Annotated in this window: 9 protein-coding genes; all 9 read left to right on the top strand. The window is 68.1% G+C overall.

The features are described 5' to 3' along the window. The first annotated feature begins 12 nt into the window (after positions 1 to 12). Positions 13 to 984 (top strand): MoxR family ATPase, encoded by a 972-nt coding sequence (locus tag QF038_RS13885; RefSeq protein ID WP_307610653.1) that lies wholly within the window; start codon positions 13 to 15, stop codon positions 982 to 984. Positions 985 to 1,036: 52 nt separating this feature from the next. Further along, the gene (locus tag QF038_RS13880) at positions 1,037 to 2,368 is read left to right on the top strand and encodes a DUF58 domain-containing protein (protein WP_307610652.1); all 1,332 of its coding nucleotides are present in this window, start codon (positions 1,037 to 1,039) and stop codon (positions 2,366 to 2,368) included. Next, positions 2,365 to 4,923, top strand: a complete 2,559-nt coding sequence (locus QF038_RS13875; protein WP_307610651.1) for a transglutaminase-like domain-containing protein — start codon at positions 2,365 to 2,367, stop codon at positions 4,921 to 4,923. Before QF038_RS13880 ends, QF038_RS13875 begins: the two co-directional genes overlap by 4 nt. Further along, on the top strand, positions 4,920 to 6,449 hold the full coding sequence (locus QF038_RS13870) for an RDD family protein (protein WP_373461571.1): 1,530 nt from the start codon (positions 4,920 to 4,922) through the stop codon (positions 6,447 to 6,449). The genes QF038_RS13875 and QF038_RS13870 overlap by 4 nt, the downstream gene beginning before the upstream one ends. Beyond that, entirely contained in the window at positions 6,446 to 7,441 is a 996-nt protein-coding gene (locus tag QF038_RS13865; protein ID WP_307610649.1) for a PP2C family serine/threonine-protein phosphatase, read from the top strand. The genes QF038_RS13870 and QF038_RS13865 overlap by 4 nt, the downstream gene beginning before the upstream one ends. Next, entirely contained in the window at positions 7,428 to 9,413 is a 1,986-nt protein-coding gene (locus tag QF038_RS13860; protein WP_307610648.1) for an FHA domain-containing protein, read from the top strand. Before QF038_RS13865 ends, QF038_RS13860 begins: the two co-directional genes overlap by 14 nt. Next, a complete protein-coding gene (locus QF038_RS13855) occupies positions 9,410 to 11,116 on the top strand; it encodes a serine/threonine-protein kinase (protein ID WP_307610647.1) in 1,707 nt (568 codons plus the stop codon). Before QF038_RS13860 ends, QF038_RS13855 begins: the two co-directional genes overlap by 4 nt. Before the next feature lie 70 nt (positions 11,117 to 11,186). Continuing rightward, positions 11,187 to 11,891, top strand: coding sequence for a hypothetical protein (locus QF038_RS13850; protein WP_091418310.1), 705 nt, complete (start codon positions 11,187 to 11,189; stop codon positions 11,889 to 11,891). Further along, entirely contained in the window at positions 11,888 to 16,333 is a 4,446-nt protein-coding gene (locus QF038_RS13845; RefSeq protein WP_307610646.1) for an FtsK/SpoIIIE domain-containing protein, read from the top strand. The genes QF038_RS13850 and QF038_RS13845 overlap by 4 nt, the downstream gene beginning before the upstream one ends. Positions 16,334 to 16,367 lie beyond the last annotated feature (34 nt).

Here is a 16,367-nt window from a genome sequence, read left to right as displayed (position 1 = left end):
AAGAGCAACCCCATGACCATGACCACCGAGCAGGCCGCCTGGTTTGCTGAAACCTTCGAAAAGCTCGTCGCCAACGTGGGGCAGGCCGTCCTTGGCAAGGAGCACGTCATCAGGCTGACCTTCACCGCCATGCTGGCGGAGGGGCATGTCCTGTTCGAAGACGCGCCCGGCACCGGCAAAACGTCCTTGGCCCGGGCATTGGCGGCCACGGTGCAGGGATCCAACAACCGCATCCAGTTCACCCCGGACCTCCTGCCCTCGGACGTCACCGGCGTCACCATCTATGACCAGAAGACGCAGAAGTTTGAGTTCCACAAGGGTCCGATCTTCAACAACATCGTCCTGGCGGACGAAATCAACCGCGCCTCGCCCAAGACCCAGTCGGCCCTGCTGGAAGTCATGGAGGAATCCCGCGTCACGGTGGACGGCGTCACCTACGCGGCCGGACGCCCCTTTATGGTGATGGCCACGCAGAACCCCATAGAACAGGCCGGCACCTACCGGCTGCCCGAGGCACAGCTTGACCGCTTCCTGATCAAGACGTCCATCGGGTACCCGGACCACGCCTCCACGGTCCGGCTCCTGGGCGGCTCGAACCTGAAGGACCGCTCCCAGGAACTCACGGCCGTCATCACCACTCAGGCTGTGGCGGACATGGCCGACCTCGCCGCCACCACCCACGTGGACACCGCGGTCCTGGAATACATCTCCCGGCTCTGCGAGGAGACCCGCAGTGCACCGGAAACCCGGCTGGGAGTCTCCGTGCGCGGCGCCCTGGCCATGGTGCGTGCCGCGAAGGTCTGGGCAGCCGCCCAGGGACGGAACTTCGTCCTCCCGGACGACATCAAAGAACTCGCCCCCGTGGTGTGGACCCACCGATTTGTCATGGACCCGGAAGCCGAGTTCTCCGGCGCTACACCCGAAGCCGTCCTGACCCGAATCCTGGCAGACGTGGCCGCGCCCCAGCAGCGCACCAACGCCTGACCGCCGCACCCGGCTCAACAGTCCATCCCAGCAGCACAACGAAGGTTCACATATGTCCACCGGCACCCCGTTGACCCGGATCGCCGAGCGCCTCAGGCAACCCTTCCACCGGAACGGCCAGCCAACGCGCCTGCACCCGTCCGCCGTCTGGGCCGAGGCCAGCAGCACTGCCGGACTTGCCCTGGCACCCGCCTGGCGGACAGCCAAAGAGGTGTGGCTCAAACACGCCTGGCCTGTCCTCTCGGTGATCAGCGTGCTCGGCTGGTCCGTACTGGCCGCAGCCATCCTCCTTTGGACCGCGGGGCAGGCCTACGGCTGGCAGGAGGCAAAGGCCGCCGCGGTGGCAGCCTTTGTGATGTTCGTGATTGCCGTGGGCTTCATCCTGGGACGCTCCACCTACGGCGTGGTCCTGGACCTTGCCCGGACCCGCGTTGCCGTGGGGGACAGCGCCGTGGGCAGCATTGCCGTCACCAACACCTCCAACCGGCCCCTGCTGCCCGCCGTCGTCGAACTGCCCGTCGGCGGTGTCACGGCGGTCTTCCACCTGCCCCGGATGAAACCGCAGCAGGTCCATGAGGACCTCTTTACCATCCCCACGGCCCGGCGTGCCGTGATCGTGGTAGGTCCGGTGCGCTCGGTCCGCGCCGACCCCCTGCACCTTTTGCGCCGGCAGGTCCTGTGGACCGAGCCCGAGGACCTTTTTGTCCATCCCCGCACGGTGGCCCTGGCCGGATCGGCTGCCGGTTTCATCCGCGACCTCGAAGGCATGCCCACCACCGACCTGTCCAGCGCCGACGTTTCCTTCCACGCCCTGCGTGACTATGTCCCGGGCGATGACCGGCGGCACATCCACTGGAAAACCACGGCGCGGACCAACAAGCTGATGGTCCGCCAGTTTGAAGAGACCCGCCGCGCCCACCTCGCCGTTTCGCTGTCCATCAACACGGACGAATACGCCTCGGAAGAGGAATTCGAGATGGCGATTTCCGCCGCCGCCTCCATCGGCCGGCAGGCCATCCGCGAGCAGCGCGAGCTGGACGTCCTCACCCAAAAGGGGCCGCTCAGGTGCGAAACCGGCCGCAACATGCTCGATGACATGACCCGGATCGTGGGCGCACCCATGCGCCGGACCGCCGTCGACCTCGCCAGGACGCTGGCCGATACCGTGCCCAACGCCTCCGTGGTGTTCTTTGTGGTGGGCAGCAACGTCACCGCCACCCAGCTCAGGTCCGCCGCCGCCTCCGTGCCGCCCGGGGTGCGCAGCCTCGCTGTCCGCGTGGAGGCCGGCGCCGCATCCAGCAGGGCGAACATCGCCGACCTGACAGTACTCACCCTTGGCGACCTCGCCGACCTCGGCATCGTTCTCCGGAAGGCGGCAGCATGACCTCCGCACCAGGGCTGCGTCCGCGCACCACATCCGCCCGGCAGCAGACCCGCAGCAGCCTGCAGTCCGGCTTCGCCGACGGCCAGCCGCTCTGGCATTTCCTGCTCGACGCCGGCGCCCTGACCATACTCCTGGGGCTGGGCCTGCTCGGCTTCGGCCTCAGTTTCGGCGGCGATCCCTACTACCTGGTGTCCGGCTTCGGCGGGATCATCCTGGGGCTGGCCATCGGCGTGGTCAACGCCCACCTGCGCCTGGGGCTGCTCATCACCTCGGCCCTGGCGCTGGGGGCCTACCTCGTCTTCGGGACCCTGCTGGCGGTGCCGGACTCGGCCATCGCCGGTTTCGTGCCCACCCTGGATTCGCTCCGGATCCTCCTCCTGGGCATTGTGTTCGCCTGGAAGGACATGCTCACCGTCGGGGTACCGGTGGGAACTGCCGGCGGCGTGCTGATCGTCCCGTTCCTGAGCTCCATGATCACTGCGCTGGTGGCAGGGGTCCTCACCTGGCGGGCCAGGACCCCGTACCTGCCGTTGATCCCCGTCCTGGTCCTGTTCGTCACGGGCATCGCCTTCAGCACCAACGCCGCCTTCCTCACCCTCGAACGCGGCATCGGCCTCACGGTGCTTGGCATCGCGTGGGCAACATTCCGCCGGGACGCCCTGCGGCGAAGCAGCAGCCGGAAAGTGGCCGTCAACAACCCGCAGACCGACTCCGCCACCGCCCAGCGGGCCAAACTGCGCAGGCTGGGCATGGCAGCCGGCGTGATCGCCGCCAGCGTGGCTGTTACAGCTGTGTCCGCCCCGCTGGTGACTGCCGGGGGAGACCGGAAGGTCCTCCGCAACGTTGTGGTCCCGCCGTTCGACCCCAAGGACTACATCACCCCGCTGGCAAGTTTCCGCACATTCGTTAAGGACAAGAAGGACGACACCCTCTTTGTGGTCAAGGGCCTCCCGCGGGACGGCCGCGTCCGGCTGGGAGCCCTGGACGCCTTCAACGGCACCAACTACAACATGGACCCCAACGGCTCGGGCAACTTCAGCAAGGTCGGCGACACCGAGTCCATCAACACCCTGGCCGACACTTCGGGAGTGGTCCCCACCAACGACTACTCCATCGGCATCACCATCGAGGACTACCAGGGATTCTTTGTTCCTGGCGGCCGCAAGACTACCGGCATCAGCTTCGACCAGGGCGCCTCTGCCGCAGCTTCGGGCCTGTACTTCAACTCAGGCACTGATACCGCTGTCACCACCAACGGGCTGTCCAAAGGCGACTCCTACAGCGTCCAGGTGTCCGATCCGGTCAAGCTGGAACACGGGCAGCTGACGCAGTACGACTTCGCCCAGGTGTCCCTGCCGGACCCGGCCGAGGTGCCGCCGGTGGTGGGATCGCAGGCGAACGACCTCTCCGCTGATGCGCCCACGGCCATTGACCGCGTGCGCCAGATTGAAGCGCACTTCCAGAAGACCGGCGCCTTCAGCAACGGCCTGGTCAGCGAAGGGCAGCTGCCCAGCGTCTCAGGCCACGGCTCCGCCCGGATCAGGAACCTGCTGACGGCAAAGCAGATGCTGGGTGACGACGAGCAGTACGCGGTGGCGATGTCACTGATGCTGCGCCACCTCGGTATTCCGTCCCGCGTGGTGATGGGCTTCTACCCCGAGCCGACGAGCCCGGAAAACGGGGCAGGGGAAGTGAAGATCACCGGCAAGGACGTGCACGCCTGGGTGGAGGTGGCATTCGAGCGGGTGGGCTGGGTCAGCTTCGACCCCACCCCGCCCAAGGACAACGTGCCTATTCCGCCGGATCCCGAAAACAAGTCCAAGCCCAAGCCCCAGGTCCTGCAGCCGCCGCCCCCGCCGCAGGAACCCGCGGACCTGCCGCCGGACTCCTCGCCGGACGCCCTGGACGCGGACCAGAAGAAAAACAACCCCTGGCTGTTCTGGGGGGCGCTGCTGGGCGCCCTGGGCGTCGCGCTGATCCCGCTGTCCATCCTCGCGTTGCCGCTGCTGCTGGTTGCGTTGCTGAAATCACGACGCCGGAAGTCCCGTTTCCGGGACGGTGACCCTGCCCAGCGGGTCGGCGGAGGATGGAGCGAGGTGGTGAGCCTTGCCACCGACATGGGTGCCGCCGTCGACACCCGGTCCACGCGCCGCGAAAGCGCCGCAGTGCTCGCCGAGGCGTTCCCCGCCAGCGGCGGCACCACCACCATGCTGGCCAGGCGGGCAGACGCATCGATCTTCGGTGCGGGCCAGCCCAGCGAGGACGAGGTCCGGGAGTACTGGACCATTGTTGACGGGTCATTGAAGGAGATGACCTCCACGGTGGGGTTCTGGCGCCGGCAGCAGGCACGGTTCTCGCCACGTTCCCTGCTCGCGGACGCGCGCACCCTCCTGGGCCGCCGCGGCGCCGGGCTGGCACTGCCCGTGCTGCCGTCCCTCAAGGGGAGCGGCCGCCGTCGTCCTGCCGGGCCGGAAGCGCCTGCGGGGCCGGCCGGACCCGACGCAGCGGCTCCTGACGCAACAACTCCCGAGACCCCAAGGCAAGGAACCCAGTGACAGACGACGCCGGGCGTTGCCCGCACTGCCGGCAACCCATCCGCGCCGGGGCTGCTTTTTGCACCGCCTGCGGCGCGCCCTTGCCCAACCGGTCGGCGCGCAGCATGCGCCAGCCGCACCCGGCGGCGGGGCCGCACGCGGGTACCCCCGCCGCGCACCCGCCCCGGATTCCCGGTACTATCCCGGTAGTAGAAAGGCCGCAGGCATTTCCGGCGGCGGGCATCAACGCGGGCACAGGCCGGGGGAGCGCCGGCGGGTCCACCGTACAGGTGGGGGCCGGTCCAGGGGGAGGAACGGGAATGGCAGTGAATCTTCAGCTTGTTCCAGCCACGGCGGGCAAGCGCCTTGGTGCTGCCGTGATTGACTGGCTCCCGCCCCTGGCTGTCCTCGTGGTGACGTTCGCCCTCGGTTTCGCCGGCATCACCCGGACCCGCAGCGGCGGCTTCATCATCTACGACACCGCGTCGTTGGTGCTGTTCGGCGGGATCGGGCTGGGACTGACCCTCGTGTACCTCTTTGTGGTGCTGGGGTGGGAATCCCGGACTGGCAAGACCCTGGGCAACCTGTTGATGGGGATCCGGAGTGCGGACAATGACGGCTACGCGCCGGGCGCCGGTCCTGTTTTCCTGCGCGGCCTGGTCACCGGGGCGGGCATCCTGCTGGCGCTGCTCGCGGCCATCCTTGTGGTGGTGTTCCAGTGGTTCGCGGCCGCATTTTTTGTGCTTGGCCCGCTGGTGCTGGCGGGAACGGTGTGGGCCGTGCTGGTGGTGGTCTCGAACAGCTGGGACAAAAACGGCCGGCTCCGGGGCTGGCATGATACTGCCGCAAAGACCCTCGCCTTCGACGTTAAGGCGGGCCGGAACCCCATCGCCACTGGCGGAATCCAGGGGCCGTACAGCTTCGCCCCGCTGGACCTGCCGCCGGTGCAGCCGGTGCTGTCCCCGGTGGCGGGCGCCAACAGGCCAAAGGTCGTTGACGTCCCGCAGCCAACCCCAAACCCCCTCCCGCAGGTCCCCGGCCCCGCTGCTCCTGCCGCGGCGTCTGAATCCGCTCCTGCCGCCGCGGCTCCGGTCCGGACGGTCCCCGCTGCGGCGCCTGTCCAGACAGTTCCGGAACCACACGTCCAGCCTTGGCACCCGGACGACGACGTGGACCGTACCCAGGTGCGCCCCGGCTCCGCCGCCCCGGCACCGGTCGCCGTGTTGCGGATCAGGCTGGATGACGGCCGCGACTTCCAGTTGGACCGCAGCGTGCTGGTGGGCAGGAACCCCGTGGGCCAGGCGGGCGAACAGCAGGCCCAGCTGCTCGCCGTCGACGACCCCGGCCGGTCCATTTCCAAAACCCACCTCCACTTGCTGACTGACGGGGCGGGCATCTGGGTGACGGACCGGAACTCCACCAACGGCAGCGCCGTAACCACCCCGGACGGCCACCGCACGCCCCTTCAGCCGGGAGTGCCCTCATTTGTTACTCCGGGATCCAGTGTCCATTTTGGAGACCGCACCTTTTACCTAGGACAGGCATGAACCAACAGCCCGCAAGCGTTCCCTCCAGCACTAAACCGGGGGCAGGGCTCAGCCTGAGCGTCGGCCACGGGACGGACCGGGGACTCCGCCGGGAGTTGAATGAGGATTCGTACATAGCCTCCGATCCTGTCTTCGCCGTGGCGGACGGGATGGGCGGCCATGAAGCCGGTGAGGTTGCCAGCGGTATGTGTGTCCGGGCCCTGGCGTCGATACCCCAGCTCACTACGGGGGAGCGGAGTGTCACGGCTGGGGTCCTCCAGCAGTACCTGGTGAAGGCGGACGACTCTATCCGCGAGGCCACCGGCGCACGCGCCGGCACCACCCTCACTGGCGCCGTCATCGTGGAACAGATGGGCATGCCGTACTGGCTGGTGATGAACATTGGCGACTCCCGGACCTATCGCCTGAGCCAGGGCAGGTTCGAGCAGATCAGCGTGGACCACTCCGAAGTCCAGGAACTCGTTGACGCCGGGGAGATCACGGCAGAGCAGGCCACCGTCCACCCGCGCCGGCACGTAGTCACGCGGGCTCTGGGCACCGGAGACGAAACCGAGGCTGACTACTGGCTGCTCCCCGTGGAGGAAGGTGACCGCGTCCTCATCTGCTCCGATGGGCTCACCGGCGAGCTGACGGATGAACACATCTACCGGATACTCAGCACCGTGGGCCACCCGCAGGACGCAGCGGACGCCCTGATCCAGGCCGCGCTCCGCAGCGGCGGCAGGGACAACGTCACGGTCGTTGTGGTGGACGCCCGGAACGTCCTGAACGACGCCGGTGCAGCAACCACTGCACCGCGCCCGGAGACGGCCGAAGACGAAACAACACTGCCCCGCACGGGCACCGCAGATCGCACGGGCACCGTGGATTCAGGCACTCTGGAACCAGAGGCTGCGGAACCGGGCACTGTTGACTCGGGCAGTGGGGAACCGGAAGCCGCGGAATCGGGCACCGCCGGCGAGAGTGGGGAACCGGGCGATGACCGCCGTTAGTTACATCCCCGGGACCTGGCTGGGTATCGTCCGCTCCCACACCGCTGTCCTCCTGGAGCCGGACACCAAGCCGGCGCTCATTGCCGCACTCTGGGGCCTGCTCGAAAGCCGGCCGGAAGTGCACGAAGTCCTTCATGCAGTGACCAGCAGTTCCGGGGGATCGCTGGCCAACATCCCGTCCTTCGGCATCCTCGACTTCCAGGGACCACTGCGCGTCTTCCTGCGCGGGGACCTGGACGTCACTGTCCAGTCGGCCGATGGCCCGGTGGAGCTGAACGGCCGGGACGTGACCACATGGACGGAACGGCGGCTCGACCAGTCCGGGCTGTGCCGGCTGGTTATTCCCGGGGCGGGCCGGAGCCTGCACCACGAGCCAACCTCCGCGCAGGTGCCTGAGGCCGCGCACGCCGGCCCGTCGGGGCTTCCGGACCTCCCGCTCGGGGAAGGCGTGGTGCTGCTGCAGTCCCTGGTCCTCACCCTCGGGGCAGGGACCACCGCCACCGCAAGGCCTGCTCCCGCAGCAGTTGAGCCCGCCGATGCTGCTGGAACCGCCGTTGCTGCCGGACCCGCCGCTGCGGCGCCCCCGGCAGCCGGCGCAGCCGCGCCGGTTTTTGTAACGTCTCCGCCTGCAACGCCCACCTCCGCCGTCCTGGTGCCCGCGATCGAAGCGTCCGAAGAGACAGACCTTCCGGAGGTCACTGTTGCGCCCGAGCATGGGGCCTCGTCAGAGACTGTTTATGCCGTCATCGACGAGGACTTCGAGGACGAGGGAGTGGCCGAAACTGATGCCGGCCCGGAGGCAGACGCTGCCCCGGGGGCTGACAGTATCGCGGGGACTGGCGCCGGCCCTGCCACTGACTCGGGGCTCAGTGCAGCCCGGGAGGGCACCTCGTCCAGTGCTTCCGAACAGGCAGTGGCCAGCGAGATGACCAGCTCCTACGACCACCTGTGGGAACGGACCGTGGTCCGCAGTATCGAAGATGCCGCCGTCCGCGAAGATCCGGAGCCAGCAGGCCAGCCGGAACCTCAGGCCCAGGACCACGAAGCCGCCGAACTGCGGGCCGTTGAACAGAAGGCCGTCGAACAGAAGGCCGTTGAACAGCAGGCGGTGGGGGAGCCATCAGAACCTGGCCCGCCCGATACCTCTGCCCGCCCGGAAGTATTCCCGGCAACGGCAGGCGCTCCGCCCGCCGTCGTTCCGGAGGCACCTTCCGCCGGTTCACCCAAGCCCGCACCCAACTCCGCACCCGTGCCCGCAGCCGGTGGCCTCATCGACTCCGTGCCTTGGCGCACACCGGCCGGAGGCAGCGAGCCGGCCCCGCCGCCGGCCGTGCCCTCACCCATACTGTCCGCCATTCCCGCCGCCGCTTCAGCGGAAACGGTTGCGCCCGCGCCGGAAGCCAGCCATGCGGAGTATGACGCCGACCACGACGGCCAGACGGTGATGAAGGGCAGCCTGAAAGGGATGGTTGCCCGGCCCGTCCGTACGGCGGCGGACGCCTCCGCGGTGGCCGGGCCGCTGGTGCTTGCACGGCTCTGCCCCCAGGACCACGCCAACCCGCCCACCAGCGCCACCTGTGCCGCGTGCGGCGCCGGCCTGCTGCCCGACGCAGTGCAGGTGGCCCGTCCGCGCCTGGGACGGATGCGCATCTCCACTGGAGAACTCGTGGACCTCGACCAGTCGCTGGTGATCGGCCGGCAACCCTCGGTGTCCCGGGTTCAGGGCGGTGTGATGCCCCGGCTGGTCCAGGTTGCGAGCCCCGGCGGGGACATCTCCCGCTCGCACGTCGAAGTCCGGCTGGAGGGCTGGCATGTGATGCTCTGCGACCTCAAAGCCACCAACGGCACCGTCCTGGTGCGTGAAGGCCAGCCTCCGCGCCGCCTGGCCCAGAACGAGATGGCCATCCTGCTGGACGGGGACATTGCTGAATTGGGCGACAACATCTCTCTGCGTTTTGAGGAGATTCTTTGAGTTCCAAACGGCCGTCTGCGCCGCCGCCCCGCATCGCGGGGTTCACCTACATCAGCCTGCTGGGATCCGGCGGGTTCTCCGACGTCTACCTTTACGAACAGGACCGGCCGCGGCGAAGAGTTGCCGTCAAGGTGCTGCTCTCGGACCTGAAAACCGAAGGTGCGCGCCGCAGGTTTGAGTCCGAGGCCAACCTGATGGCCCAGCTGTCCTCCCACCCGTACATCGTCACCATCTTCGAGGCGGAGGTCACCGACGACGGGCATTCCTACCTGGCCATGGAGTACTGCTCCCGGCCCAGCCTGGACGTACGGTACCGCCGGCAGCGGTTCAGCGTTGATGAGGTGCTGGCCGTCGGCATCCAGGTGGCGTCCGCCGTCGAGACCGCCCACCGCGCAGGCATCGCGCACCGCGACATCAAACCTGCCAACATCCTGGTGACCGACTACAACCGCCCTGCCCTGACGGACTTCGGCATTTCCGGAACCCTGGCCGGCGACGCCGACGAGGACTCCGGCATGTCCATCCCGTGGTCCCCGCCGGAACAGTTCACCGACGGCAACGTGGACGGCGTGATGGTGGATGTGTGGGCCCTTGGCGCAACGCTGTACACGCTCCTGGCCGGGCGGTCGCCCTTCGTGATGCCCGGCGCCGACAACTCCCAGCGCGAACTGATCAACAGAATCAGCAACATGCCCGTGCCCCGGCTGGGCCGCGCCGATGTCCCGGAATCCCTGGAACTGGCATTGTCCACGGCCATGGCCAAGTCCCCGCAGTCCCGGTACTCCTCTGCCCATGCCTTCGCCCTTGCCCTGCAGCGCATCCAGGCTGAACTGAACCTCTCGGTCACGCCCTTCGAAGTCCTCGAAGAGCCGCAGCAGGAGGACAACCACCCCGATGACGGCGCCGAGGAAACGCGGGTGCGGAGCATCGCGGCCATCGACCCGGAGCGGACCGGGAGCGCGCCCACGTTCCCGGCCCGCACCCGGCCGCAGGTCCCCGCACAGGAGGCCCCGCCGTCGCGCGTTACGCCGCCGGCAGCCCTGACCCTGGCAGCCCTGACCCCGCCAGCGCATGCACCCCAGCCCCAGGACTGGACCCCGGCCACGGTGCTCCGCGGCAGCGCCGGCAGCGCGCCGGTTACCCCCGGACTTTCCCCGGCCGGCAGGCCGCAGGACGGTAGGCTTCCCGACGGTGTAGACGCTGCTGATACAACTGTCCACCGGCCCGCGCGGGTGGAGGAACCGGCCGAAGTTGCCGCTTCCGGCCGGGATCACGGGAAACGCAACCTCTGGCTTGCCATCTCCGGCGGTACCCTGCTGGTCCTTGCGGCAGTGGTGGGCATCGTGATCGCCAACGCCGCACCGCAGACACCCAAGGCTCCGCAGAGCCAGGAAGCCAGCAAGCCGCCGGCCGACGCCCTCGACAACGGCACAGTGCCGGATGTCGAAGGCCTCACCGGGACCTTGGCGCCCGGCGGCGATGCCTCCTTTACCTGGACCAACCCGCAACCCAAGCCCGGCGACACCTACAAGTGGCGGGTCTATACGATCGGCGGAGGCGGCGAATACCAGTCCATCGACCAGCCTCCCGTTCGAGTGAAGCCGAACCCCTCCGGACAGACCTGCGTGCAGGTGATGATCGTCCGCTCCGACGGAGCGTTCTCCCCGCTGGAGGAAGCGTCCATCGCCTGCACCGGCCCATGAGCGGCCCCATATTCCAAGCCCTTACGCAACGACGACATTCAGAGTTTTGCCCGACGAGGAGGCACGGAAAATGGGGGATCTAGCAATAGATTTCTGTGGTGAATGGTACGAACCCTCAGACGAGGACGTCTTCAACATCGGCCGCGAAGGCGACCTCGAAGTGGATGACAACCCCTACCTGCACCGGCAGTTCCTGCAGGTGGCCCGCTATGACGGGATCTGGTGGCTCAGCAACGTGGGCAGCATGCTCTCCGCCACGGTGGCGGACGCGTCCGGCGGCATGCAGGCCTGGCTTTCGCCCGGCGCCCGGATCCCGCTGGTGTTCAGCCACACCAACATCATTTTCACTGCCGGACCCACCACCTATGAATTCGCGGTGCACCTGAAGACGCCGTCCTTCCGGCAGCAGGCGCGGGAGGAGGACAGTAACGGGGACACCACCATCGGCCCCGTGGTGTTCACGGATTCCCAGAAGGCACTGATCGTGGCGCTCGCCGAGCCGATGCTGCGGCGCGAAGGGACCGGCTTCAGTGCCATCCCGTCCTCCGCTGCCGCCGCCAAAACGCTGGGCTGGGCCCTGACCCGCTTCAATCGGAAACTGGACAACGTGTGCGACAAACTGGATCGAGTGGGCGTTGTCGGCCTTCGTGGCGGCGGCGGCAAACTCGCCACCAACCGCCGTGCCCGGCTGGTGGAGCACGCAGTCACCTCGCACCTGGTCACAGCCGATGACCTGTACCTGCTGGAAAAGATGAGGGGCGTGGACGAAGGATGAGGATCCGGCTGACTCTCCGCCGGGACCCTGCCGACGCCAAGGACCTCGCCGTCACCGTGGACGGTCTCGCCACCGTGGCTGACGTTGCTGCAACGCTCTGGGCCGCCGACCCTGCCCGCAAGGGCACGCCCGCCCCGGACAACCTTTCGCTGAAGATCGATGAGGCCTTTGTGGGCGGCGGCATGCGCGGCAACGTCCTCGCCCGCGAGGACAACCTCCTCGAATCAGGCCTCCGGCCCGGCTCCGTAGTGTCCCTGGCCCAGGTCAGCGCACAGTTCGGTGACCCCAGTGCCACCCGCGGCCCCGCGGCCGCCACCCTGCGCGTGCTGTCAGGGCCCGACGTCGGCCGCGAATTTTCGCTGCCATCCGGCACCAGCTACATCGGCCGGGACCGGGACGTGGACATCCGGCTCTCCGATCCGCTGACCTCCAAACGGCATGCCCGCATCACGGTGGGGGAGTCCGTGGAAATCGTGGACACCAATTCCGCCAACGGGCTGCTGATGGACGGCCTGCCGGTTACCCGCGCCACGTTGAATTCCTCGGACACCATCACCCTGGGCGACACCACCATCACGGTGGTCCCTCTGGGACACAACCAGGCCGCCGCGCCCACCTCGCCTTTGGTGGACTTCAACCGTTCACCTCGGGTGGTTCCCCGGTTTGAGGAACCGAAGCGCGTCCTGCCCGCCGGACCCAAACGCCCCGAGGACCATCCTTTCCCCTTCATCATGCTGCTCATCCCGCTGTTGATGGGTGCGGTGATTTTTTCGGTCAGCAACAATCCGCTCTCGGCGGTGTTTATGCTGATGATGCCGCTGTTCGTGGTGGGCCATTACGTGGACCAGAAAATGCGGACCAAGCGCCAGCAGAAGGACCAGCTCAAGCATTTCCGCGCGTCCATGGCCGCCTTCCGGGAGGACATCACCGAACTGCAGCACGTGGAGCGTGCCGTCCGCTTGCAGGAGGCACCCTCCGTCAGCGACACCGTTGACGCCATCTACAAACTGGGTCCGCTGCTGTGGACCCACCGCCCGGAACACAGCGGCTTCCTGGGCCTGCGGTTCGGCCTGGGCACCGTGCCCTCGCGGGTCCTCCTGGAGGAACCGTCGAACAACGACACCGAGGTGGAGTACGCCCGCGAAATCCAGGACTGCATCAAGCAGTTCCGGGACATCGAAGGCGTGCCGGTGGTATCGCAGTTCCGGACAGCCGGCTCGCTGGGCATCGCGGGCGCCCGCGGGCTGGTGGACGATATTGCCCGCGGCATGGTGCTCCAGCTCGCAGGGCTGCACTCACCGGCCGAAGTGGTCCTCACAGCCATCACCTCCGCCCAGTCCAGGGACAGATGGAACTGGCTCCAGTGGCTGCCGCACGTCGGCTCCGGCCACAGCCCCCTGTCCGGCGACCACCTGGCCGCCGGTTCGGCAGGCGGCGCATCCCTGGTGGCCCGCCTCGAAGACCTGGTGGAAGCCAGGGAAACCGCCGCCAAACGCTCCGGCCCCGCCCTTCGCCCCGCCCTGGATCCAGCCAAGGACGAGGTGGAGGCACCGGTGGTGCCGGCCGTGCTGGTGGTTGTGGAGGACGACGCCCCCGTGGACCGGGGGCGTCTTACCCGGCTCGCCGAACGTGGCCCGGATGCCGGCGTGCACGTGTTGTGGGTGGCCACCGATGTGCAGGCCATACCCGCTGCCTGCCGCGACTTTATGGTGGTGGACGCCGAACACGGCACCACCACCGGACAGGTCCGGCTGGGCCGCCACACCTACCCCGTCAGCTGCGAGAGCGTGGACGCCGAACTCGCCGGGCAGCTGGCCAGGATGCTCACGCCGGTGGTGGACGTTGGCAAACCGGTCACCGATGATTCCGACCTTCCACGCGCCGTCTCCTATGCCACCCTGATCGGCAAGGATTTCCTGGACAACCCGCAGGCCGTCGCCGAACGCTGGACGGAAAACAACTCCGTGCACAGCAGCGCCGTGGCCAACCGCAAGGACAACGGCACCCTCCGCGCCCTGGTGGGTTCCAAAGGCATCGAACCGCTGTACCTGGACCTGAAGAACGAGGGCCCGCACGCCCTGGTGGGCGGAACCACCGGTGCCGGCAAATCCGAATTCCTGCAGTCCTGGGTGATGGGCATGGCGGCGGCGTACAGCCCGGACCGGGTCAGCTTCCTGTTTGTTGATTACAAGGGCGGGGCCGCTTTCGCTGACTGCATCAACCTGCCGCACACGGTAGGACTGGTGACGGACCTTTCGCCGCACCTGGTCCGGCGTGCGCTGACTTCGCTGCGCGCCGAACTGCACTACCGGGAGCACCTGCTGAACCGGAAGAAGGCCAAGGACCTGCTGGCGCTGCAGCGCGAGGCCGATCCGGAAGCGCCGCCCTACCTGATCATCATCGTGGACGAATTTGCGGCGCTCGCCAGCGAGGTCCCCGAGTTCGTGGACGGCGTGGTGGACGTTGCCGCGCGCGGACGGTCCCTGGGCCTGCACCTCATCCTGGCAACCCAGCGCCCGGCCGGCGTGATCAAGGACAGCCTGCGGGCCAATACCAACCTTCGGGTGGCGCTGCGTATGGCCGACGAGGAGGACGCCACGGACATCCTGGGCGTCCCGGATGCCGCCTACTTCGACCCCGCCATCCCGGGGCGGGGCGCGGCCAAGACCGGTCCCGGCCGGATCCAGGGCTTCCAGACCGGTTACGCCGGCGGCTGGACTACGGACAAACCCCAACGGCCGCAGATCGACATCGTGGAGATGGCGTTCGGCTCCGGCCCCAACTGGGAGGCTCCCGCCCCGGAAAAGCCCGTGCTCGAGGCGCCGGCTGGCCCCAACGACATCGCGCGGATGACGGCCACCATTGTCCGCGCGGCCGGCTCGCTCGCGATCGGGCCACCGCGCAAACCATGGCTGGATGAACTGGCCAAGACCTACGATTTCTCCAGGCTGCCCAACCCCCGCACCGACGAACAGTTGCTCCTCGGGGTGGCTGATGATCCTGCCAGGCAGGCCCAGCCCACCGTGTTCTACCAGCCGGACAAAGACGGCAACATGGCCATCTACGGCACAGGCGGATCAGGAAAATCGGCGGCTTTGCGGGGCATCGCGATCGCCGCTGCAGTCACTCCCCGCGGCGGGCCTGTGCACGTCTACGGGATCGACTGCGGATCCTCCGGGCTGCGGATGCTGGAGGAGCTTCCGCACGTGGGCGAGATCATCAATGGCGACGACGTGGAACGCGTGGGCCGCCTGCTGCGCCTGCTGCGGGACATCGCTGAGCAGCGGTCCGCCGCATTCGCCGAGGTGCGTGCCTCCACCATCGTGGAGTACCGCAAGCTCGCCAACCGGCCCCATGAGAAGCGGATCTTTGTCCTGGTGGACGGTATGTCGGCGTTCCGCGAGGCGTACGAACACAGCAGGCTGTCCGGGCTGTGGGACATTTTCCTGCAGTTGGCCACCGACGGCCGTACCCTCGGCATCCACCTGGTGGTCACCGGGGACAGGCCCAACTCGGTCCCCGCCTCATTGCTCGCCTCCATCCAGCGGCGCCTGGTCCTCCGGCTCTCCTCCGAGGAGGACTACATGTCCATGGATGTTCCGCGGGACGTGCTGGGCGCCGGCTCCCCGCCCGGCCGGGGGCTGCTGGACGGGCTCGAAGTGCAGCTCGCCGTGCTGGGCGGGAACTCCAACCTTGCCCTGCAGGCCCGTGAAGTGCACAAGCTCAGCGAAGCCATGCTGCGCCAGGGCCTGGAGTCCGCCCCCGGCATCGAGAAGCTGCCGGAGCAGGTGGATCTGGACGTCCTTCCCGCCGGCGGCCCGGACCTGCCCGTGATCGGCGTCGACAACGAAACGCTCCGCCCGGCTGAGGTCATGGCACGGGGACCGCTCCTCCTCGCCGGCCCGCCAGGCGCCGGCCGGACCGTCGCGCTCGTGACCCTGGCCTACGCCCTCCGACGGTCCAACCCCGCCACGGAGCTCATCTACATCGGGGCCCGCCGGTCCGCCGTCGCCTCCCTGCCCATCTGGAACCGCTCAGTGGTGGGCCCGGACGACGTAGCCGAGGTAGTGGAAGACCTGGTGGAGCACTCCTCGGGAAACCCGGGGGCTCTGGCCATTTTCATCGAGGGGCTGACGGAATTCACCGACACCATGGCGGAGTCCGGCGTGGGCCGGCTGGTGACAGCGTCCATTAAGGCGGACCAATGGGTCATCGGTGAATCCGAAACCTCCACCTGGTCCTCGGCCTGGTCACTGGCCCAGCCCTTCAAATCCGGCCGGCGGGGCCTGCTGCTGAACCCGGGCGACATCGAAGGTGACAGCCTGCTGAACACATCGCTGGGCCGGACCGGCCCGGACTTCATCCCGGGCCGCGGGTACGTGGTGGGGCGCGGAAAGGCGCGCAAAATCCAGGTTGCGCTGCCGCCCGAAAACAGGGACTGACCGGTCTGCGGCAACAGCGCCGCGGATCCGGTGG

It is taken from the genome of Pseudarthrobacter sp. W1I19 (genome assembly GCF_030817835.1).
Classification (GTDB): Bacteria; Actinomycetota; Actinomycetes; order Actinomycetales; family Micrococcaceae; genus Arthrobacter.
The sequence above is the reverse complement of the archived record's forward strand: the minus strand, read 5'-3'. Positions and strand labels throughout refer to the sequence as shown.

Coding starts and splice junctions, on each gene's coding strand:
- QF038_RS13885 (WP_307610653.1), top strand. CDS start 13: ATGACCATGACCACCGAGCAGGCCGCCTGGTTTGCTGAAACCTTCGAA.
- QF038_RS13880 (WP_307610652.1), top strand. CDS start 1,037: ATGTCCACCGGCACCCCGTTGACCCGGATCGCCGAGCGCCTCAGGCAA.
- QF038_RS13860 (WP_307610648.1), top strand. CDS start 7,428: ATGACCGCCGTTAGTTACATCCCCGGGACCTGGCTGGGTATCGTCCGC.
- QF038_RS13850 (WP_091418310.1), top strand. CDS start 11,187: ATGGGGGATCTAGCAATAGATTTCTGTGGTGAATGGTACGAACCCTCA.
- QF038_RS13865 (WP_307610649.1), top strand. CDS start 6,446: ATGAACCAACAGCCCGCAAGCGTTCCCTCCAGCACTAAACCGGGGGCA.
- QF038_RS13875 (WP_307610651.1), top strand. CDS start 2,365: ATGACCTCCGCACCAGGGCTGCGTCCGCGCACCACATCCGCCCGGCAG.
- QF038_RS13845 (WP_307610646.1), top strand. CDS start 11,888: ATGAGGATCCGGCTGACTCTCCGCCGGGACCCTGCCGACGCCAAGGAC.